The 18,447-nt window shown below is 71.9% G+C and carries 20 protein-coding genes; 8 read left to right on the top strand and 12 right to left on the bottom strand.

Going from position 1 to position 18,447, the window contains the following annotated elements; all coding sequences use genetic code 11:
- Nucleotides 1–23: 23 nt before the first annotated feature.
- Nucleotides 24–1,568 carry an MFS transporter gene (locus BU198_RS20645; RefSeq protein ID WP_188298326.1) on the bottom strand — a complete coding sequence of 515 codons (1,545 nt, stop codon included), beginning with the start codon at nt 1,566–1,568 and terminating at the stop codon, nt 24–26.
- A gap of 32 nt (nt 1,569–1,600) precedes the next feature.
- Nucleotides 1,601–2,221, bottom strand: coding sequence for an NADPH-dependent FMN reductase (locus BU198_RS20640; RefSeq protein ID WP_188298325.1), 621 nt, complete (start codon nt 2,219–2,221; stop codon nt 1,601–1,603).
- A gap of 147 nt (nt 2,222–2,368) precedes the next feature.
- Here BU198_RS20640 and BU198_RS20635 point away from each other — a divergent pair, with 147 nt between their 5' ends.
- Nucleotides 2,369–3,109, top strand: a complete 741-nt coding sequence (locus BU198_RS20635) for a TetR/AcrR family transcriptional regulator (protein ID WP_188298324.1) — start codon at nt 2,369–2,371, stop codon at nt 3,107–3,109.
- A 37-nt stretch (nt 3,110–3,146) separates the two neighbouring features.
- On the opposite strand, the gene BU198_RS20630 is transcribed toward BU198_RS20635, so the two are convergent.
- Nucleotides 3,147–3,599, bottom strand: coding sequence for a nuclear transport factor 2 family protein (locus BU198_RS20630; RefSeq protein WP_188298323.1), 453 nt, complete (start codon nt 3,597–3,599; stop codon nt 3,147–3,149).
- Between the two features lie 147 nt (nt 3,600–3,746).
- Nucleotides 3,747–4,682: a DMT family transporter gene (locus tag BU198_RS20625; protein WP_188298322.1), complete on the bottom strand. Its 936-nt coding sequence runs from the start codon at nt 4,680–4,682 to the stop codon at nt 3,747–3,749.
- Nucleotides 4,683–5,106: 424 nt separating this feature from the next.
- Between BU198_RS20625 and BU198_RS20620 the strand changes: the two genes are divergently transcribed.
- The gene (locus BU198_RS20620; RefSeq protein ID WP_188298321.1) at nt 5,107–6,357 is read left to right on the top strand and encodes a hypothetical protein; all 1,251 of its coding nucleotides are present in this window, start codon (nt 5,107–5,109) and stop codon (nt 6,355–6,357) included.
- 252 nt (nt 6,358–6,609) lie between these two features.
- Here BU198_RS20620 and BU198_RS20615 read toward each other — a convergent pair whose 3' ends face one another.
- Nucleotides 6,610–7,776, bottom strand: coding sequence for a protein-L-isoaspartate O-methyltransferase (locus tag BU198_RS20615; RefSeq protein ID WP_223244693.1), 1,167 nt, complete (start codon nt 7,774–7,776; stop codon nt 6,610–6,612).
- 290 nt (nt 7,777–8,066) lie between these two features.
- Between BU198_RS20615 and BU198_RS20610 the strand changes: the two genes are divergently transcribed.
- Nucleotides 8,067–8,591 (top strand): MepB family protein, encoded by a 525-nt coding sequence (locus BU198_RS20610; protein WP_188298320.1) that lies wholly within the window; start codon nt 8,067–8,069, stop codon nt 8,589–8,591.
- Nucleotides 8,592–8,679: 88 nt separating this feature from the next.
- Here the strand turns inward: BU198_RS20610 and BU198_RS20605 are convergent, their stop codons facing one another.
- The 3 genes from BU198_RS20605 to BU198_RS20595 form a co-directional block, all read right to left on the bottom strand.
- On the bottom strand, nt 8,680–9,087 hold the full coding sequence (locus BU198_RS20605) for a PIN domain-containing protein (RefSeq protein WP_188298319.1): 408 nt from the start codon (nt 9,085–9,087) through the stop codon (nt 8,680–8,682).
- The gene (locus BU198_RS20600) at nt 9,072–9,314 is read right to left on the bottom strand and encodes a type II toxin-antitoxin system Phd/YefM family antitoxin (RefSeq protein ID WP_223244692.1); all 243 of its coding nucleotides are present in this window, start codon (nt 9,312–9,314) and stop codon (nt 9,072–9,074) included. Before BU198_RS20600 ends, BU198_RS20605 begins: the two co-directional genes overlap by 16 nt.
- A gap of 141 nt (nt 9,315–9,455) precedes the next feature.
- Nucleotides 9,456–9,890, bottom strand: a complete 435-nt coding sequence (locus tag BU198_RS20595; RefSeq protein WP_188298317.1) for an ATP-binding protein — start codon at nt 9,888–9,890, stop codon at nt 9,456–9,458.
- A 162-nt stretch (nt 9,891–10,052) separates the two neighbouring features.
- On the opposite strand from BU198_RS20595, the gene BU198_RS20590 reads away from it, so the two are divergent.
- From BU198_RS20590 to BU198_RS20570, 5 genes are all read left to right on the top strand, one after another.
- Complete coding sequence (locus BU198_RS20590; RefSeq protein ID WP_317620224.1) at nt 10,053–10,862, top strand: helix-turn-helix transcriptional regulator; 810 nt, start codon at nt 10,053–10,055, stop codon at nt 10,860–10,862.
- On the top strand, nt 10,859–11,059 hold the full coding sequence (locus tag BU198_RS20585; protein ID WP_188298316.1) for a DUF397 domain-containing protein: 201 nt from the start codon (nt 10,859–10,861) through the stop codon (nt 11,057–11,059). The genes BU198_RS20590 and BU198_RS20585 overlap by 4 nt, the downstream gene beginning before the upstream one ends.
- A gap of 212 nt (nt 11,060–11,271) precedes the next feature.
- A complete protein-coding gene (locus BU198_RS20580) occupies nt 11,272–12,144 on the top strand; it encodes a hypothetical protein (protein WP_188298315.1) in 873 nt (290 codons plus the stop codon).
- A gap of 96 nt (nt 12,145–12,240) precedes the next feature.
- Nucleotides 12,241–12,702 carry a helix-turn-helix domain-containing protein gene (locus BU198_RS20575; RefSeq protein WP_188298314.1) on the top strand — a complete coding sequence of 154 codons (462 nt, stop codon included), beginning with the start codon at nt 12,241–12,243 and terminating at the stop codon, nt 12,700–12,702.
- Between the two features lie 191 nt (nt 12,703–12,893).
- Nucleotides 12,894–13,169 (top strand): hypothetical protein, encoded by a 276-nt coding sequence (locus BU198_RS20570; RefSeq protein WP_188298313.1) that lies wholly within the window; start codon nt 12,894–12,896, stop codon nt 13,167–13,169.
- A gap of 350 nt (nt 13,170–13,519) precedes the next feature.
- Here the strand turns inward: BU198_RS20570 and BU198_RS20565 are convergent, their stop codons facing one another.
- From BU198_RS20565 to BU198_RS20550, 4 genes are all read right to left on the bottom strand, one after another.
- Nucleotides 13,520–14,005 carry an ATP-binding protein gene (locus BU198_RS20565; protein ID WP_317620223.1) on the bottom strand — a complete coding sequence of 162 codons (486 nt, stop codon included), beginning with the start codon at nt 14,003–14,005 and terminating at the stop codon, nt 13,520–13,522.
- Nucleotides 14,006–14,214: 209 nt separating this feature from the next.
- Complete coding sequence (locus BU198_RS20560; protein ID WP_188298312.1) at nt 14,215–15,429, bottom strand: Ig-like domain-containing protein; 1,215 nt, start codon at nt 15,427–15,429, stop codon at nt 14,215–14,217.
- Nucleotides 15,430–15,643: 214 nt separating this feature from the next.
- Complete coding sequence (locus BU198_RS20555) at nt 15,644–16,903, bottom strand: Ig-like domain-containing protein (RefSeq protein ID WP_317620222.1); 1,260 nt, start codon at nt 16,901–16,903, stop codon at nt 15,644–15,646.
- A gap of 194 nt (nt 16,904–17,097) precedes the next feature.
- Nucleotides 17,098–18,174: an Ig-like domain-containing protein gene (locus BU198_RS20550; RefSeq protein ID WP_317620221.1), complete on the bottom strand. Its 1,077-nt coding sequence runs from the start codon at nt 18,172–18,174 to the stop codon at nt 17,098–17,100.
- Nucleotides 18,175–18,447 lie beyond the last annotated feature (273 nt).

Raw genomic sequence — 18,447 nt, 5'->3', positions numbered from 1 at the left:
CGGGGGCCGTCGCGCTCCCCTGATCACCGCGCCGCGCCCGCCTCCGCGGGTGCGGCGGCCTCCGCCGGCTCCTGGGGCTCCTCCCGCCGCGGGCGGGCCAGGCAGGCCACCGCGGTGGCCGCGGCCGCCAGTAGCACCCCACCGACCAGCGCCCCGTGCAGGCCGGCCGTCACCGCCGTGCCGACGGCCTCCCGGACGGTGCCGGGCAGCCCGGTCAGGGCGGCCGGGGTGAGGCCGCCGCCGCCGGTCAGCCGGGCCGCCTCGTCGGGGCCCAGCCGGGCGGCGAGCGAGCCGGTGAGCCGGGCCGTGTAGACCGCGCCGAGGGCGGCCATGCCGAGCGAGCCGCCGACGCCGCGCAGCAGGGTGACCACGCCCATCGCGGCGCCCATGTCCCGGGGCGGGACGGCGCCCATCGAGGTCAGCATGGTGCTCTGCAGCACCAGGCCGAGGCCGACCCCGGCGACGGCGGTGAGCGCGGAGGCGAGGGCGGTCGGGGTGTCGGCGCGCAGGAGCAGCAGCAGCGCGGAGCCGGCCAGGGCCAGCCCCCCGCCCAGCAGCGGGTAGCGCCGCTCGCCGCCCGGCCGGCCCATCAGCCGGGCCGTCACCAGCTGGGCGCCCAGCATGCCGAGCATCAGCGGCAGCAGGAGCAGGCCGCCGACGGTGGGCGAGGCGCCCCGGGCCAGCTGGAGGTACTGCGGCAGGTAGCCGACCAGGGCGATCATCAGCGCGCCGGCCAGGAAGCCGAGCACCTGGGCGACGGTGAAGTCGCGGTTGCGGAACAGCGCGGGCGGGATCAGCGGCCCGGGGGCGCGCAGCTCGGTCCGGGCGAACCAGCCGAGCGCGGCCACCGCCACCGCCGCCGTCCCGAGGATCCACGGGGAGGTCCAGGCGTACGCGGTGCCGCCCCAGCTGCCCACCAGGGTGAGCGCGGTGATGCCGGTGGTCAGCAGGGCGACCCCGGCCCAGTCGAAGGGCGCCCGCACCCGTTCCGTCCGCAGCCGCACCCCCGTCCCGACCGCGAGCAGCGCCAGCAGGCCCACCGGCACGTTGACGTAGAACGCCCAGCGCCAGCTGAGCCGGTCGGTGAGGAAGCCGCCGAGCAGCGGCCCGCCGATGATGGCGATCGGCATCAGCACACCGATCACCGACTGCACCCGCCCCCGGTCGGACGCGGGGATGAGCACCCCGATCACCGAGAGGGCGCCGACCATCAGTCCGCCCGCGCCGACCCCCTGCACCGCCCGGAAGGCGATCAACTCCCCCATGTCCTGGGCCAGTCCGGACAGTATCGAGCCGGCCAGGAAGAGCACCACCGCCCACTGGTAGGCACCTTTGCGCCCGTACAGGTCGCCGAGCCGGCCCCAGAGCGGGGTGGCGGCGGCGGAGGTCAGCAGGTAGGCGGTGACCGCCCAGGAGAGGTGCTCCAGCCCGCCGAGGTCCCCGACGACGGTCGGCAGCGCGGTGCCGATGATCTGCCCGTCGAGGGCCGCGAGGAAGATGCCGAGCATCAGGCCGATCACGCCGAGCAGCGGCGGCCTGGGCCTGTCCTCGACCGGTTCCGCGACCATGTCCGTTCCCCCTCCGTCCCCCTCCACCGGGCTCAGGCCGCGAACGGGCGGGCCTGCCGGGCGTCCCGCAGCGCCCGGGCCCACCAGGTGAGCTGGTCGAGCATGGTCTTGGCGGCGGCGTCCGCGGCCGGGTCGGTCGCCCTTCCGTCGGCGTCGAAGCACTGCGCGGCGCCGTGGAAGCTGACCGTGTTGCGGATCGTGGCGGCGTTCAGCTCGGCCATCACCACCCGGAGCTGCTCGACCGCCCGCAGGCCGCCGGACAGGCCGCCGTACGAGACGAAGCCGACCGGCTTGCCGTGCCACTGCCGGTTGTGCCAGTCGATGGCGTTCTTCAGCGGGGCCGGGAAGCTGTGGTTGTACTCGGGCGTGACGATCACGAAGGCGTCGGCCGCCTCCAGCCGGGGCGACACGGCGGCCAGCAACTCGGCGTCACCCGGCGGCAGTTCACCACCGAAGGACGGGAAGGTGGTGGGCAGCGGGGTCTCCACCAGGTCGATCCGGTCGGCGGTCAGACCGCCGTGGGCTTCGAGGTGGCCGAGCAGCCAGTCGGTGACGACCGGGCCGAAGCGGCCCTCGCGGGTGCTGCCGACGAGGACGGCGACCTTCAGGCTCTGCTCCGCGCTCTGCTCCGCAGGCTTCTGCTCCGTGGACATGGGGATCCCCCTCCGGGATGACTGCTGTGTACGGCGTATCCGTCGTGGATACAACGTACACAGCGGCGCGTACGCCGTCCACTGCCGATACGCCGTACACCGTGAGTGCTACGGTGAGAGCGTCCCCGGCCGGAAGGAGCCCGCCCGATGCCCGCCCAGCAGGCCCCCAGTGGCGCCAGCGACAAACCCCAGGTCTCGCTCTGGGAGCGCCTGGAGCGCCCGGCCCCCACGCCGCGCACCACCCTGACCCCCCACCGGATCGCCGAGGCCGCGGTCGCCATCGCCGACGCCGAGGGCCTGGACGCCGTCACCATGCGCCGGCTGGCCACCGCCCTCGGCGTCGCCCCGATGGCCGCCTACCGGTACGTCTCCGGCAAGGACGAACTCATCGAGCTGATGGTCGACTTCGTGTACGGCCAACTCCCGCTGGACGCCCCCACGGAGGGCTGGCGGGACGCCATGCGCGCCCTGGCCGTCCACCTGCGCGCCATGCACCTCGCCCACCCGTGGACCGTCCGGACGGCCACCCCGTTCTCCCTCAGCCCCCACCAGCTCGCCGTCCCCGAGCGCGCCTTCGCCGCCTTGGCGGGCCACGGCCTGGACGCCGACACCACCATGGCGGTGTTCCGCACCGTCACCGGCTACGTCCACGGCTCGGTCACCGCCGAGGTCGCCCTGGACGCCCTGCGCCGCGAGCGCGGCTGGTCCGACGGCGACCAGACCCGGGCCGGCCTCGCCCCCCGGATGAGCTGGCTGATGGGCACCGGCCGCTACCCCGGCTACCAGCGTTACCTCCGCGAGGCCACCCGCAAGGACGACCCCGGCTGGCAGTTCGAGACCGGCCTCGACTGCGTCCTGGCCGGCATCGCCGCCCACTTCGGCCTCTGACCCGCCCGGCCCTCGCGGGAGGCCGGCCGGTCTCTCACTACTCCCCGGCCCCCAACTGCGCCGCGACGGCGCCCAGTCGGCCCATCGCATGGGCCACGCCGAGGCCGTCCATGTAGTCCCGGACGTGCACCAGCAGACCGCCCCGGGCGCGCATCACCAACAGGCCCGGCACCGTGAAGGGCTCGCCGGTGGTGGCGAGGGTGCCGATCACCTGCTGCTCGACGGTGAGCACCTCGGGGTCGGCCCCCGGGTGGACGCCCACCTCCCGGATCTCCCGCGGCCGCGCCGCGCTCGCACCCCAGATCGCGCGGTAGCCGGCCCGGATCTCCTCCCGCCCCCGGTACCGCTCGGGCACCCCGGGGAAGAGGAACGGGAACTCGTGCACCCCGTCCTCCGCGTAGAGGTCGGCGAGGGCGTCCGCGTCCAGGACGAGCATCGCCCGCCGGTAGCGGGCGAGCAGGTCGAGCGTGACGGCGGCGGTGTCGGGCATGACGGGAGTCCCCTCGTAGCGGCAAGGCTTGCGGGCGGGCCCGATCGGACCCGCCCGCAAGCCCAGCAAACGGGATCACCGGCCGCAACCGCTTTGCACCATCGCGCGGGAAGCCGGCCCGGCCGACTTCCCGCGCAGGCTATGCGACTACCGCTTTCCGGGGAGGGCGAGGAAGGCCAATCCCCCGGCCAGGACGGCGAGTCCGCACCAGGAGACGGCGGGCAGGCGCTCGCCGAGGGCGGCCACGCCGAGGACCGCCGCGACGGCGGGCTCGGCGAGGGTCAGCGTGGTGGCCGTCTGGGCGGTGGTGTGCCGCAGGCCGCGGCCGAACAGCCAGTACGCGAGGAAGGTGGTGACCACCGCGAGGTGCAGGACTACTCCCGCCCCGCGCGCCGTGGCCAGCCACCCGAGGTCACCGGCGAGCAGCACCGGCAGGACGATCAGCGCACCGCCGCCGAACATCGCCCCCATCACCCCGCCCGAGGGGTGCCCGTGCGAGATCAGCCGTCCGCCGATCAGCGAGTACACGGCGTACGAGAGCCCGGAGAGTGCCGCCAGCAGCACGCCCAGCGGGTCCACCGCCCCACCGCCACCGGCGAGTTCGGGGCCCAGCACCAAGAGCACGCAGCCGAGCACGGCGAGCGCCGTGGCCCCGGCCCACCGCCCGCCGGGCCGCCCCTGGCGGGCGAGCCACCCGAGCAGCCCGGTGAACACCGGCGCGCTGCCGAGCGCGATCACGGTGGCCACCGCCACCCCGGTCCGGCTCACCGCCGGGTAGAACGTCAGCGGGTACCCGGCCACCGCGACCGCGCCGGCCGCGAGCTGCCACCGCTCGCGCGACGCGCAGCTGCGGGGCAGCGCCAGGGCCGCCCGGTCGGTGAGGAACAGCAGCAGCCCGCCGAGCACCAGCCCGGCGGCCCCGATCCCGGCCGCCGGGGCGCCCCCGGGCGCCAGTGAACTGGCCGTCCCGGTGGTGCCCCAGAGCACGGCGGCGATCAGGATCGGCACCGCGCCGCCGCGCGGACGGGCCCGCCGGGGAGTCGCGGACAGGGAGCGGGCAGGCGAGGACAAACGATTCGGCACAGTCGTGAACTTCCGTCGTCGAAGACCGTCAGAGGGGGTTTCGAGAACGGGCGCACGCCATCAGCCCGCGGCGGCCCTCATCGGGCCGAGCCGGGGTCGCAGGGGATCAAGCCACCGGAGCGCGCGCCCGATCAGGCGCTGAGCGGTGGCAGCACGACGTGCCAGTACAGGTTCACGGCTCGATGGTACCGATCGGCCGGCGTGAGAAGTCGGCCGGTCCGACTTCTCACGCGGCCGCCCCGGAGCGGCAGTCGGGGCACAGGCGCCCCATCGGCCTCCGGGGCGTTGTCCAGTCCCTGCCGGGGGCGCGTTGTCTCGCGCGCACACCGACTGGTGGCCCGGTGAGCGGCTTCCGGTCGTAGCGGATCGTCCATTGGTCCCTACGCTGAGTGTCGGCCCATCGGCTCACCGAAAGGACCCGCTCATGCGCCGCTCCCGCCTCGTGCTGCCCCTGGCGCTGACCACCGTGGTCGCCTCCGCCCTGGTCGCCGCCGACGTCGTGCGCGACGGGCCGATCCCGTCCGTCAGCCTGCCGGTGCTCCGTGACCCGCAGGCCCAGCAGCTGCTCCACCACATGACGGACCCGGTGCAGGACTGGGTGGAGTCCGGGGATCCGGCGGCGGCCGGCTACGCCGGGACCGTGATCGACGCGTCGAACCAGCACGCCGACATCTACTGGAAGGGCGAGGCCCCGGCCAGGGTCAGGGCCCTGCTCGACGCGAACGCCGGCCCCGGCTACACCGTCGACGTCCACCGGAGCCCGCACTCCCGCGCGGAGATGCGCGCCGCGATCGACCGGTTCACCGCCGCCGTCACCCGCGACGCGTGGACGTCGATCGGCCCGCAGGAGGACGGCGCCGCCATCACGATCACGTACGCGCAGGCGAAGGCGGCGCGGCTGACCGGCGGCGACACGACCCAGCAGGCGTACTCCTCGCGGGCCGCCGAGATCGCCGGGATGCCGGTGACGGCCGGCGTCGAGGGAACGCCGGTGGCGCTGTCCGGCAGCCGGCACTCCGACGGCGCGCCGTACTACGCGGGCGCCGAGGTGAACACCGCGAAGGCGTCGTTCTGCTCGACGGCGTTCAGCGGCTGGAAGGGCGGCGCGAAGGTGGTGCTGACCGCCGCGCACTGCGGCGGCGGCCGGTACTACAACGGCACCGGCAGCTACATCGGCGACCTGTCCGCGACCGGCGACGGCCTGGACGTCGGCACGATCGCGGTCAACGGCAACGGCGGCGGCCGGTTCTACGACGGCCCCTGGTCGGACAAAGGCGGCTCGTCCCGGCACACCTACGGGATCGGGCGGAACAACGTCGGGGACCTCGTCTGCCTCAGCGGCGCCCAGTCGGGGTGGAAGTGCGACGTGCAGATCAAGAGGGTCGACGTGGAGACGACGAACGACGCGGGCACGAAGATCAAGCCGGTGGACGTCGTGGAGTCGAAGGGCGGCGACCGGCGGGCGATCGCCGCGAAGGGGGACAGCGGCGGCCCGGCCGTGGCGAACCCGTCCGGCGCCAACGGCGACATGGAGGCCCGCGGCGTGATCGTGGCCGCCCGGTCCGAGGTCGGCTGCCCGGCCGGCTCCACGGCGCACACGACGACCTGCTACTCGCAGGTGATGTACGTGCCGATGACGCCGGTGGTGAACAAGCTGGGCTTCTCACTCTCCTGACCCGGGCCGGCGGAGGGGTCGGCCTCGTACTCACCCCCTGACTCAGCCGGTTGCTCCGCCCCGACGCCCAGCCGACCGCCAGTGCGGGAAGTCGGCCGGGCCGACTTCTCGCGCGGCGTCAGTCGGTCTTGCGGACAGGGCCGAGGCGGGACCGGCCACTCATGGCGCCCGCGAGGCCGCGCCTTCGCCGGTTCGGCGATGGCGCGGCCGTCCACACCGTTCAGCCGGAGGAGCCGGAGGAGCCGGGAACAGTCACCGCGCGCCCGGGTCCAGACCTCCGATCGGCCAGCGCGGGCCGGTGTCCTGGTCGCCCTGCCACGCCCACTGGGAGTCGGCGGTGACGGTGACGCCGTAGTCGTAGAGTTCGGGGCGGCCGAGCTCCTCCCACTGGGACCAGGCGGCCACCAGTTCGTCGCCGATGCGGCGCGGACCGCCCTGCGACAACGAGGGCCCGCCACCCCCGTCCTGACGGATCTCGGCCCACGAACGGTCTCCGTCGTGGACCACGGTGGTCGGCCCGCCCCCGCTCCGGTCGGTGAACAGCACGGCGTCCGGGACGGCGACGCGCAGCGCGAACCTGAGGTGCCAGTCCTCCAGGCCCGCCGGGTCGCGGTCCAGCGGCCGGCAGGCCTCGGGTTCGGCGCCGCCACGCACCCGCGCGTACGCGGCGGGCCCACTGCTCGGCTGGGCCGGACCGTGCCGGTCGCCCATGAACTGGGCCAGGCCGTGGACCCAGCCGTGCGCGGCGCCGTCGTCGGCGACGGTGAGGGCGACGTATCCGAGTCGTCCCCAGGGGTAGACGATCCGTCCGCCCGGGCGCACCGCCTCCACCCAGGACCACGGGACGATCTCGACGGCGTAGGTGGCGTGGAGCCGGTCGACCCTGCCGCCACCGGGCAACCCGCCGCCGGTGCCGTCGCCTGCCGCTGCCTCGACGTCGAGTCCGGCGTCCGCGAGCCTGGCCCGGGCGAACGCGGCCAGGCGCTCGTCCACCTCGGTGGTGACCACCAGGCCGGGCCCGGCCCGCCAGGCGGCCAGCGCCGCCGACCAGCCCTGGCCGGTGCCGACGTCCCACACCCGGTGCCCCGGCTCCACCCTGAGGCTGTCCAGCATGTCCGACACCACGGAGGGCGCGGACAGCGACGACGACGGGAGGCCGCCGGTGAGCTGGGTGACGGCCGGCGCGTCGACGCCGGCGTACAGCTCGGCGGCCCACCCGCCCGGGTCGTCCTCCCGGTCGACCGGCACGTAGGCCCAACCGTCCCACCGCCACAACCGGTCCGGCGCGAACCGGTCTCGTGGCAGCGCGGCGAAGGCCTCGCGCAGCCACGGCGAGTCCTCCGGCCACGCCCCGCGCTGCTCCATCTCCACGTGCAGGCCTGCCCGGTACCCGGTCAGGCTCCCGTCGTCGCTCGGCATCACTTCTTGTGCTTGCCGTTGCTCGGCGGCGGCGGGGTGACCTTCCCATCGGCGTTGTTCGGCGGGGGAGTCCCCTGGCTCGGGTCCTGCGGCGGCTTCGAGTGTTCTCCCATGCTGCCCCTCCTGATGATGAGACGGACACAACCGGTTGCCATCCTGGCGCCGCGCCGCATCCGGGTCGACCGGCGTGCGGAAGCGGACCGGGGGCGCATGCGCGAGAAGTCGGCGGGGTCGACTTCTCGCGCAGGTCGCGGGTGAGCCGGGCGATTCGGTGGTGGCAGGATGCGGGGATGTCGACGAATCGGCCGTGGGCGGGGCTTCACGGCGACCTGCTGGCGGCGAAGGCCTCGGTGTACGACCCGAGCGGCTTCAGCTGCTCACAGCCCGTGCCCGAACCGGAGAGTGCCGAGTACGTGGCTCACGGGTTCACGCTCGACCGGCTCTCGGTGCGGTTCCGCGTGGCCAAGACGACTCCGACGAAGGCCGGCCAGTTCGTCACCTTCTGGCTGCGGTCCGACGAAGGACCGATCCGGCCCTTCGACACGAGCGACGGGGTCGACCTCTTCGTCGTCAGCAGTCGCGACGGCGACCGCGTCGGCCAGTTCGTGTTCCCGCGGGAGGTGCTGTGCGAGCGCGGCATCGTGTCCCGGAACCGCACCGGCGGGAAGCGGGCGTTCCGCGTCTACCCGCCCTGGGTGACCACCACCAGTCGCCAGGCCCACGGCACCCAGGCGTGGCAGGTGGAGTACTTCCTGCGCCTCGGAGAGGGCGGGCCGGTCGACCTGGCGCGGGCCCGGGCCCTCTACCACCCGTAGGTTCGGGTCCACCGTCATGCCCGCGTGACCGCCCCACCCGGCGGGGCCCTGCGCGAGAAGTCGGCGGGGTCGACTTCTCGCGCGGCCCTCAGCTGAAGAGACCGAGCGTAATCGCTTGGACGCCGGGCAGGTCCGCGAATCCGGCGGAAGCGTCCGTGGTGACCAGCACCCGGGCGGTGGCCACCGCGGTCGCTGCGATGATCAGATCATGGGCGCCCCGCGGTTTGCCCTGCCTGCGGACGTGCGCCATCAGCCTCGCGTGGATCCGGGCCGTTTCCGGTGTGTAGTCCTCCACCGGGACCACCGCGAGGACCGCGTCCACGAAGCTCTGCCGTCGAGGCCGACGAGTATCGTCGGCCAGCTCCACTCCGAGGTGCAGTTCGGCTGCGGTGATCGCAGAGATGGCCACGTCGTCACCGGGGTGGAACAGTTCACCGGTTCCGTTCCGTTCTGCCTGAATCAGAACACCCGTGTCGAGAATCAGTCGGCGGGCCACTCGGTCACCTTGTCGTCGAGCAGGGAGCGAGCGGATGCCACGTCCGCCGCAAAGTCCTCATCCGGCCCGAACCGCCGGAGAACGTCATTCAGCGCGGCTCCGTTGCCCGAGGGTGCCGGCCCGATCACCGCAATGCGGCGACCGCCTCGGGTGACGACGATCGTCTCGCCGTGCTCCGCCGAGTCCAGCACGGCGGCGAAGCTTCTCGAAGCCTCTGTTGCAGTCATCAGCCTCATGGAATCAGATTATCTGAGACGGGGCCCGAAGGCGAGGGACGAGGGTTTCGGCACCCACGTGGCGCGAGAAGTCGGCGGGGTCGACTTCTCGCGCGCGGGGTGGGGCGGCCGCTGTGGGGTGGGGCAACAAAGTCAGTCGTGGGGGTTGGCCGGGGTGGGGAGGGCGAGTTCACACCAGACGGTCTTGCCGGCGTAGCCCTCGCCCCGGAGGTGGGCGCCCCAGGAGGTGGCGAGGGCGGCGACGAGTTCGAGGCCACGGCCGGACTCGTCGTCGGGGGTGGTGTGGCGGATCTTCGGAAGCTCGGTGTTCCCGTCGGAGACCTCGATCCGGAGGAGGGAGTCGGTGGGGAGGACGACGCGCACGCCGATCATCCGGTCACGCTGGGAGCGGGCGTGACGGCAGGCGTTGGTGACGAGTTCGCTGAGGAGGATCAGGCCGGTCTCGGCGGAGTCGATCGGCACCTCCCACTCGAAGACCTGCCGGATGAAGCGGACGCGGGCGCGGCCGGCGCTGCGGGGGAGGCGGGGGAACATCCACTCGACGAGGTCGACGGGCTGAGTGAGCATCAGAGTCCTTGGGGGGGTGTACGGGGGCTTCACTCGTGAGGGCTGAGTTCGGCCTTTTCACCCTTCAAGGGTCGGCAGCCGGGCATAGCCTCAGCAGTAACGCCATTTGTACAGCGAGAGCTTGAACCGCCCTGCGACCAGGGCAGGGAGGGGCCCGGGACCGTGAGCGTGCCGAAGGAAAACCCGATGTCGTGGAAGTACTGCGGCGATCAGCTCAAGCGGTGGCGCACCCTCGCGGGCGTGACCCGGGAGCAGTTGGCCGCGGAATCCCACTACGACATCGAGAGCGTGCGGTCGATGGAGGCGGGGAGGAGAAGGCCGTCGCTCAAGTTGCTTCAGGCGGCCGACGAACTGTGCGACGCCAAGGGCCTGCTGGTGGGGGCGCACCCCTACCTCGCCCCGGAGAACAGGCCGGCAAGCAGCGATACCATCTTCGAAGTCGAGAAGGAGGCAGTCGCCTGCTACTTCTACGAGGCCCTTCACATCCCGGGCTTGTTGCAGACCGAGAACTACGCCCGGGCACTCCTCAGCCAGCCCATTCCACCCGTGAACAACGCCATCTCCGAAGAACGCCTGGCGATCCGCCTCAAGCGGCAGGAGCGGCTCACGGAGCCCGAGGCGCTGTTCAGCTTCACCATCTACGAAGCCGCCTTCCACACTGCCATCGTCGGCAAGGACGTCATGAAGGAGCAGCTCCGCCGGCTGCTGGAGTTCGAAGACTCACACAACGTGCGGATCCACGTCATCCCCGCCGGGCAGATCACTCCCTCCGGACTCTCCGGATCGCTCATCATCCTGGAGATGATCAACAACGAGCAGTACGCGTATGTTGAGACACACGGAACGAACGCCCTCCACTCCGACCCGCGCCTCGTGGGTGAACTCAGCCGACGCCACGCAAGGATCCGCGCACAGGCCCTGAACGCACGGGAATCCGCACAGTTCATCCGGAAGACAATGGAGCAACTATGACTGCCCCCATGCCATGGCACCGCTCTAGCTACAGCAACCACGATGGCAACGAGTGTGTCGAAGTCGCCGCCCTCCCCTCCACCGTCCACGTCCGCGACTCCAAGGACACCAGCGGACCCACCCTCACCTTCTCCCCCGAGGCCTGGGCCGCCTTCGTCTCCTTCGCCTCCGAAGCTCAAGTGCCACGAGCCGAGTGACCCTTTAGCGGAATGGGTGGGTAAGAACCTTCCAACCACCCCTGCACGCAGCACATATGACTTATCGTCACGACTACACCACAGCGGGTTCCCCCGTGTAGCGTGCGCACCAACGAAACAACCCCCGGCCGGTGCTCCAACACCGAACGGGGGTCTGACCGGCACGATCGAAATGCGAGCTCGATCCTGTGGCTACCCACGACAATACCGCCATGGCCGCGCCCGGGTACGGCAAGCAGTCCGCGCCGGAGCAACTCCCCCGCTCCGCGACCGACTTCGCCCACCTCCCGGCCCGCGAGGCCTACCTCGCCTCGCTCATCGACCACCTCCCCGACGGCGCCGCCATGGACGTCAAGACCCTCGCCGTCCTCCAGCCCCACTACGGGCAGATGGCCTGCCGCACCGCCCTCACCAGGCTCTCCACCGCAGGCCACCTGCGCCGCGTCCGCGAACGCCTCAGCTCCACCGACTGCCGCTGGGTGTTCCACACCTACTTCTCCCGCACCCCCCGCCCCGACGCCTGGTGGACCGGCTTCCTCGCCACCGGCGAGGCGTCAACCTCGGCCGCCCCCGATCCCCCGACGGAGCGAACGCGCAACCGCACCTCCCCCGTCTCGGCCGCCTACGCCGCCCTCGCCGGCCTCGGCCTCGCCGACCCCCGCCTCGCCCTCTCCGCCGCCGACTGCGCCACCCTCGAACCGCTGGCCGCCGAGTGGCTGACCCGGGGCACCACCCCGGCCCTCTTCACCGCCGCACTCACGGCGGGCCTGCCCCGGGACGGCGTCCACAGCCCGGCGGCCTTCACCCGCCGCCGCCTGCTCGACAAGCTCCCCCCGGAACGCCCGCGGCCCCAGCAGCAGCCACAGCCACAGTCCGCCCGCATCCTCGAATGCACCGCCTGCCGCACCCCGTGCCGCACCCACGCCCTCCTCGGCGGCCTCTGTCGCACCTGCCACGGCGGCACCCCCACGAACCCGCCGCCCCGCCACCCCGGCCGCCTCTCCCCCACCGCCGTCCACGCCCACGCCGCCCGCGCCCGGGGCGCGCTCCTCCGCGACAACGTCCCATCCACCCAAGCCTCTTGAGGTGACACCCATAATGTGACACCCGACCCAAGATGACCCCACTCGCCCCTAGACTTCCTATAAGCGCATTTAGGTGAGACGCATGGCGGGTGGGAGTTGAACGAACGTGAGTGGGCCTTCTACGAGGGCGCGGACGGATCGGCGCCTGTACTCAAGGAGTTGGAGAAGGCCCGGCTCGCCACGCACGAGCGGGCCAAGCTCCACACCCTGATGCACCGGGTCGAGACTGCAGGAACAACGGGAGGGAGGAAGACCATGGCACCCACACTGCATGATCTACTCGGTATCGACCCGAACGACCCCCGCACCGCAGCGGCGCTGGAAGACTCCGAGGCCTACGCCGAGCTGGTCGAGTCACTGGTCGTGGCCCGCCAGAAGCGGGGTCTTACCCAGCGCGAGGTCGCACAGCGCATGGGAACGTCGCAGTCGACCGTCTCCGAATTCGAACGCATCGGCGGCGACGCCCGCTACTCCACCCTGCAGCGCTATGCACGGGCCATCGGCGCCAGGCTCCACATCATGGTCGGCCACACCTGCTCTGCAGTCGCACCCGCCTGACAGCCGGCGCCCGGTGACCGCGTGACGGCGGGCCGGTCCACGCGCAAGACGGTGCGGCGGTTCGAATCTCTCGACGAGATCGCCGGCGCCGCCGACCTTCTGGACGTGATGTTCCTGGAGGTCTCGGGCCGCCGCCTCTTCGACCGGCAGGAAGCCTCCGAGGAGCCAAGCACCGGTACGACGCTGAGCGCATGGCTCCGCGACCGGAACGAGGGGGCGTACTGGAGGTGCGGTGCCGCCTTGAGCTGGTCAACGCCCAGGCGGAGTTCGCCATCGACGCGGTGGCCGCGTTCTCCGTCGGCGAGCCGTTCGAGCTGGCGAAGGACCTGGAGCAGCGGTTCATCGACCGGATCGGGATCACCGTCCTCCACCCGTACCTGCGGGAGGCGCTGCACAGCACCGCGACGAGGCTCTACGTCGACACCCCGATGCTCTCGCTGCGTAACCCGTGGCGGACCACAGCGTAGGCGACGCCATCGCGATCATGAATATTCACAGGCAATGGCGTTAACCTATGCAAATTCCAAAGGTGAACTAGGTAACACGCCTTGCATTCGAAGTCATCTGGTTTGCCCACATGCTGAGATCCATGCGATAGTCAAGGCAGCCCAACGGCGGGCGACACCGCACGCCGCCCTGGGCCGATGACTTCGGCGGGCCCGACCTGGCACTGCCGACGCCCATCGCGCGGCACGCACCCCCTTGGCCGGCGCGATGACTTGCAGGGGCCCCCATCCGCCGGACCACGGCGAATCCGGGGGCCCCGCGCGTTTCCCGGGCCCTGCGCGTTTCCCGGGGCCCCGCCGCCCGGGAGCCTTCAGCCCCGCTCACGCACCTTCAGCTCGAACCAGACGCCCTTGCCCCGCGGCAGCAGGTTCGCGCCCCAGCGGTCGGCGAGGTCGTCGACGATCCTCAACCCCCGCCCGCGCTCGTTCACCGGCTTGGCCTCGGCGAGGATCATGCAGGGCAGGGCCCGGGAGGAGTCTCGGACCTCGATCCGCAGCCAGCCGGGCTTGCGGCTCACGTGCAGGCCGATGGTGCGCCCGGCCGCGTGCCGCACCGCGTTGGCCACCAGCTCGCCGGTGAGCAGTTCGCCGACCTCCAGGTGCTGGTGGAGGTCCCAGGACTCCAGGACGGAGAGCACCAGCCGGCGGGCCACCGGGCCCGACTCCGGCCGGGACGGCAGCCGCACCTCGTTCGGCGCGGACTGGTCGCAGAGTCTGCCGGAGTACATCTCCTCCAGTTCCTCGGAGGTGAGCCGCTCCAGCGCCGGGAGCCCTTCCCGCACATCGATGAAGGACACCTCGGCGGCCACCGCACCGGCCCCGGAAACCGACGACTGATCTGCTTCGCCCCAACCCGCCATGCGGACCATCATTGCGGAACGCAAGCGGCCGCGTACGGACAATGAGCAAACGATCTCTCCGCGTCGGCATATGCCGGAAGCAAGAAGGGGCCAACAGGGCCGACTTTCGTCAAGCCAGGTTGACCCCACCGCCCGTCAGCCGTCGGCTACCAGGTGCTCCACGGCACGTTCCAGCCGCTCAGCCCGTTCGCCGGGTCGAGCGTCTCCTTCTTCGTCGAGTTCTTCACCACCATGACGTCCCCGACCAGCGAGCCGTCGTAGAACTTGCCCATCGTGGTGGCGTCCCCACCGCCCTTGACGTCCTTCAGGCCCACGCAGCCGTGGCTGACGTTGTCCTCACCGAAGGCGTCGCTCCAGTAGTTGCCGTGCACGTACGTCCCGGACTCGGTGAGCCGCATCGAGTGCGGCACCTGGAGGTCGTACGGCGAACCGGTCATCCCCGGCATGGTGCTGGACTGCATCCGCACCACACCCTCCTTGGACATGACCACCATCGTGCCGTTCCAGGTGGGGTGTTCCGGCGAGCCCGAGGTGATGTCGATCTCGTTCGTCTGTTCACCCTGTACGACCGTCATCTTGTGCGCCGCGGCGTCAACCGTCGAAATCTGGGACCGCCCGATCGTGAAGGGCTCGTCCCGGTCCCCGCCGTACACCCCCGGGGCGATCTCGACGCTCTTGAGCCGGTAGTGCACGACCACCTTGGTCCCGGGCTTCCAGTACTGCTCCGGGCGGAAGTCCAGCCGCCGGTCGTCGAACCAGTGGCCCTTCACCACGATGCCGTTGTCGGTCTCGAAGGTGATGCCCCTGGCGACCTCGTCCCGGTTCCTGACGTCCTTGCTGAAGTTCACCGAGACGATCATGCCGACGCCGTACGTGGCGCCGTTGTCCACGTTGTCGGCGGCCTTGGCGAGCGCCGTCGGGGTCAGCGTGGTGAAGCTGCTGTCCGCCGTGGCGACCGCGCCGTCGGCGTCCGCGGCCATCGCGCTGACCTGGTAGGCGGTGCCCACCTCCAGGCCGGCCGACGGCGTCCAGCTGAGGCCGTCGGCGGCGATGGTGCCGGGGACCTCCCTGCCCGTCCGGTCGCTCACCTTGACGGTGGTGAGCCGGCCCCCGCTCGCGCCCACCTTGAGCGCGTTCGGCGCCACGTCCACCGAGCCGGCTGCGGGCTCGATGCTCACGGCCGCCGTGGAGACCTTCGGCACCGAACTGGTGGGCGCCGCCGCGGGCTTGGCGGTGGCCGCCGCACCCGCCCCGAGGTCCGCCTTGGCCGCGCTGCCGCCCCCGCCGCCGCCACAGGCGGCCGTCAGCACCATCGCCCCGCCGACCAGGCCGGCCGCCACCACTCCGCGTATCGATCTCAACGTCGATTCCCTTCCTCAGAAAACCCGAGAAACTCCCCGTGGACCCGACGGACCCGAGCGGTACACGCACCCGGCCACCGGAAAGGTTGCGCCATGACCGGGGTTCGCCGCCCCGGAAACCGCGGCGGCCCGACCCCAACGGGTGAGGACCGGGCCGCACGACGGAAAACTCACCGGAGGCCCCGGAGCACCCGGGCCGGCCTCCGGACAGGGCCTACCAGCCGGCCCAGTCCACGTTCCAGCCGCCGAGCCCGTTGGAGGGCGAGACGGTCTTCTCCTTGGTGTTCACGACCTTGATGACGTCGCCGACCATCGAGTCGTTGAAGAACTTGCCCGCGACCGAGGAGTCGCTGCCGCCCTTCAGGTCCTGCATCGACACGCAGCCGTGGCTGGCGTTGGTCTTGCCGAACGGGCTGGCCCAGTAGTTGCCGTGCACGAAGGTGCCGGAGGTGGTCAGCCGCATCGCGTGCGGGACGTCCTTGATGTCGTACTCGCCACCGAGACCGACGGTCTGCGAGTTCATCCGGGTGACCTTCTCCTTGGACATGACGACCATCGTCCCGCCCCAGGACGGCGTCGCGTCCGCGCCCAGGGTGACCGGCACGGTGGTGCTCTGCCCGGCCCGCTCGACCGTCATCTGGTGCGACTTGGCGTCCGCGGTGGAGATCATCGAGCGGCCGATGGTGAACGGCTCGTCCTTGTCCACGTCGCCGTAGACGCCCGGGGAGACCTCGACGTTCTTCAGCCGGTACTTGACCGTCACCTTGGTGTCCGGCGCCCAGTACTGCTCAGGACGGAAGTCCACCCGCTTGTCGCTGAACCAGTGGCCCTTGACCACCGTGCCGTTGCTGGTCTCGAAGGTGATGCCGTTGGCGACCGCTTCCTTGTTCTTGACCGGCTTGTTGAACTCCACCGAGACGATCATCCCGACGCCGTAGGTGGCGTTGTCGCTGATGTTGTCGTTGGTGGAGACCTTCTTCTCCGGCGTCAGCGTGGTGAACGAGGTGGTGGACGCGGCCACCAGGCCCTCGCCGTCCTTGGCCTGCGCGTTCACCTTGTACGCCATGCCGACCGCGAGCGCCCCCGCGGGCTTCCAGCCGGCACCGTCCGGGGTGATCGCCCCCTCGACGGGCTTGCCGTTCTTGTCCGTCACCTCGACCGTGGTGAGCTTGCCGTTGGCGACGGACACCTGGAGCCCGTTCGGCGCGACGTCCTGGGCACCGTCCTTCGGCTCCACGGCGAGCACCGCGGCCGAGGGCTTCGGCGTCGACGACCCGCCGCCGTCCCCCGCGGCCGGCGCCGACGCCGCGTTGCCGCCGCCGGCACCCCCGGACCCTCCTGCATCGCTGCCCTTGTCATCGCCGCACGCGGCGGTGAGCAGCAGGACCCCACCCATGACCAGCGCCATCGCACCCCTGCGCCCGTAGCGGTTGCTGGTGCGTATCGCGGCCCCGGCCGTCTTACCCGTCTTCACGGTTTCTCCCCTCCCGGTATTCACTCACTTGACGCGTTGAGTGCCCCCATGAGTTGCACCGCCCGCCGATCTTTCCGGGCGGGCCCGGACGCGCCGGAGCAGGATAGCCAAGCCATCCGGGTGAATCCTGGGAGGAGTCCCGTGGAGCGGGCGTGAAAAAGATGTGAAGACGGGTCAAACGGGGTGAAAGGCCCCTACGGCCGGCGCAGGGCGCTGCCGGCCACCCACTGCTCCCACGGCACGTTCCAGCCGTTGAGCCCGTTCTGCGGCGGCACGAAGTCCCCGGACGAGGCCCGCACGTCCAGCACGTCCCCCGGGATGGTGTGCTCGAACAGCCAGCCCGCCGGGGAGTCCTTGCTCGCCCCGCCCTTGGCGTCGGCCAGCCCGATGCAGCCGTGGCTGGTGTTGGCCGAGCCGAACACCCCCGGGGCCGCCCAGTAGTTGCCGTGCACGAAGGTGCCGGAGGTGGTCAGCCGCATCGCGTGCGGGACGTCCTTGATGTCGTACTCGTCGCCCATGCCGACGGTCTGCGAGTTCATCCGGGTCACCGGGTACTTCTCCGACACCACCATCACCCCCCGGTAGGTGGAGTGGCCGCGGCTGCCGCCGGAGACCTTGAGCACCCGGACCACCTTGCCGCCCTGCCCCGCCCTGACGGTCAGGGTGTGCGCGTCCAGGTCGACGGTGGAGACCTGCGCCCGCCCGACGGTGAAGTGCAGGTCCCTGCTCTGGGTGCCGAACTCCCCCGGCGCGCCCTGGACGTCCTTGAGCCGCAGCGCCACCGTCACCCTGGTGCCGGCCGCCCAGTACTGCTCGGGGCGGAAGTCCAGCCGCTGGTTGCCGAACCAGTGCGCGGCGACCGGCACCGGCGGGTCGGCGGTGACCTGGACGGCCTTCTCCACCGCCGCCCGGTCCGCGATCGGACGGCTGAAGCGCAGCGAGACCGGCATCCCGACGCCGACCGTGGACCCGTCCTCCGGGGTGAAGAACGCCACGAAGGTGTGCGCCGGAGTCATCGTCGTGAACTCCGAGTGCTGGGCGGCCTTCTGCCCCTGGTCGTCCTCGGCGACGGAATCCAGCGTGAACGCGGTGGCGAGCGGCAGCGGCCCGTCCGGCACCCACCCGCCGCCGTCCGCGCTGATCGTGCCGGGCACCTCACCGCCCTTGGTGTCGGCCAGCCGCACGGACACCAGCCGCCCCTGCGCGACGGCCACCCGGACCGCCCCGACCGGCTGCACGTCCTGCGCGCGGTCGGCCGGCTGCGCCGTCACCACCGCGCGGGAGGGCGCCGGCGGGGCGCTGTGCCCGCCCGGCGTCGCCGCGTCGCCGGCGGACGCCTCCGGAGAGACGCCACCACCACACCCCGTGAGAACGGCCAGACAGCAGCCCACCGCCGCCGCACCCCGAGCCCACACCCATCCTCGGCGCCGCATCCCGGGGCCTCCCACTGTTCACGTCCGACACCCGGGACAACGAGGAGCACCGGCACGGGACACGCCGATCCCCGGGAATCCCACCCGCCATCCGCCGGTAAGCCCCCGTTC

Source organism: Streptomyces sp. CBMA156, assembly GCF_014596515.1.
In the GTDB taxonomy this organism is placed as follows: domain Bacteria; phylum Actinomycetota; class Actinomycetes; order Streptomycetales; family Streptomycetaceae; genus Kitasatospora.
Note: the sequence above shows the minus strand (reverse complement) of the source record. Positions and strands in the feature narration are given on the sequence as shown.

Coding starts and splice junctions, on each gene's coding strand:
- BU198_RS20645 (WP_188298326.1), bottom strand. CDS start 1,568: ATGGTCGCGGAACCGGTCGAGGACAGGCCCAGGCCGCCGCTGCTCGGC.
- BU198_RS20640 (WP_188298325.1), bottom strand. CDS start 2,221: ATGTCCACGGAGCAGAAGCCTGCGGAGCAGAGCGCGGAGCAGAGCCTG.
- BU198_RS20635 (WP_188298324.1), top strand. CDS start 2,369: ATGCCCGCCCAGCAGGCCCCCAGTGGCGCCAGCGACAAACCCCAGGTC.
- BU198_RS20630 (WP_188298323.1), bottom strand. CDS start 3,599: ATGCCCGACACCGCCGCCGTCACGCTCGACCTGCTCGCCCGCTACCGG.
- BU198_RS20620 (WP_188298321.1), top strand. CDS start 5,107: ATGCGCCGCTCCCGCCTCGTGCTGCCCCTGGCGCTGACCACCGTGGTC.
- BU198_RS20615 (WP_223244693.1), bottom strand. CDS start 7,776: ATGCCGAGCGACGACGGGAGCCTGACCGGGTACCGGGCAGGCCTGCAC.
- BU198_RS20610 (WP_188298320.1), top strand. CDS start 8,067: ATGTCGACGAATCGGCCGTGGGCGGGGCTTCACGGCGACCTGCTGGCG.
- BU198_RS20600 (WP_223244692.1), bottom strand. CDS start 9,314: ATGACTGCAACAGAGGCTTCGAGAAGCTTCGCCGCCGTGCTGGACTCG.
- BU198_RS20595 (WP_188298317.1), bottom strand. CDS start 9,890: ATGCTCACTCAGCCCGTCGACCTCGTCGAGTGGATGTTCCCCCGCCTC.
- BU198_RS20585 (WP_188298316.1), top strand. CDS start 10,859: ATGACTGCCCCCATGCCATGGCACCGCTCTAGCTACAGCAACCACGAT.
- BU198_RS20580 (WP_188298315.1), top strand. CDS start 11,272: ATGGCCGCGCCCGGGTACGGCAAGCAGTCCGCGCCGGAGCAACTCCCC.
- BU198_RS20570 (WP_188298313.1), top strand. CDS start 12,894: ATGGCTCCGCGACCGGAACGAGGGGGCGTACTGGAGGTGCGGTGCCGC.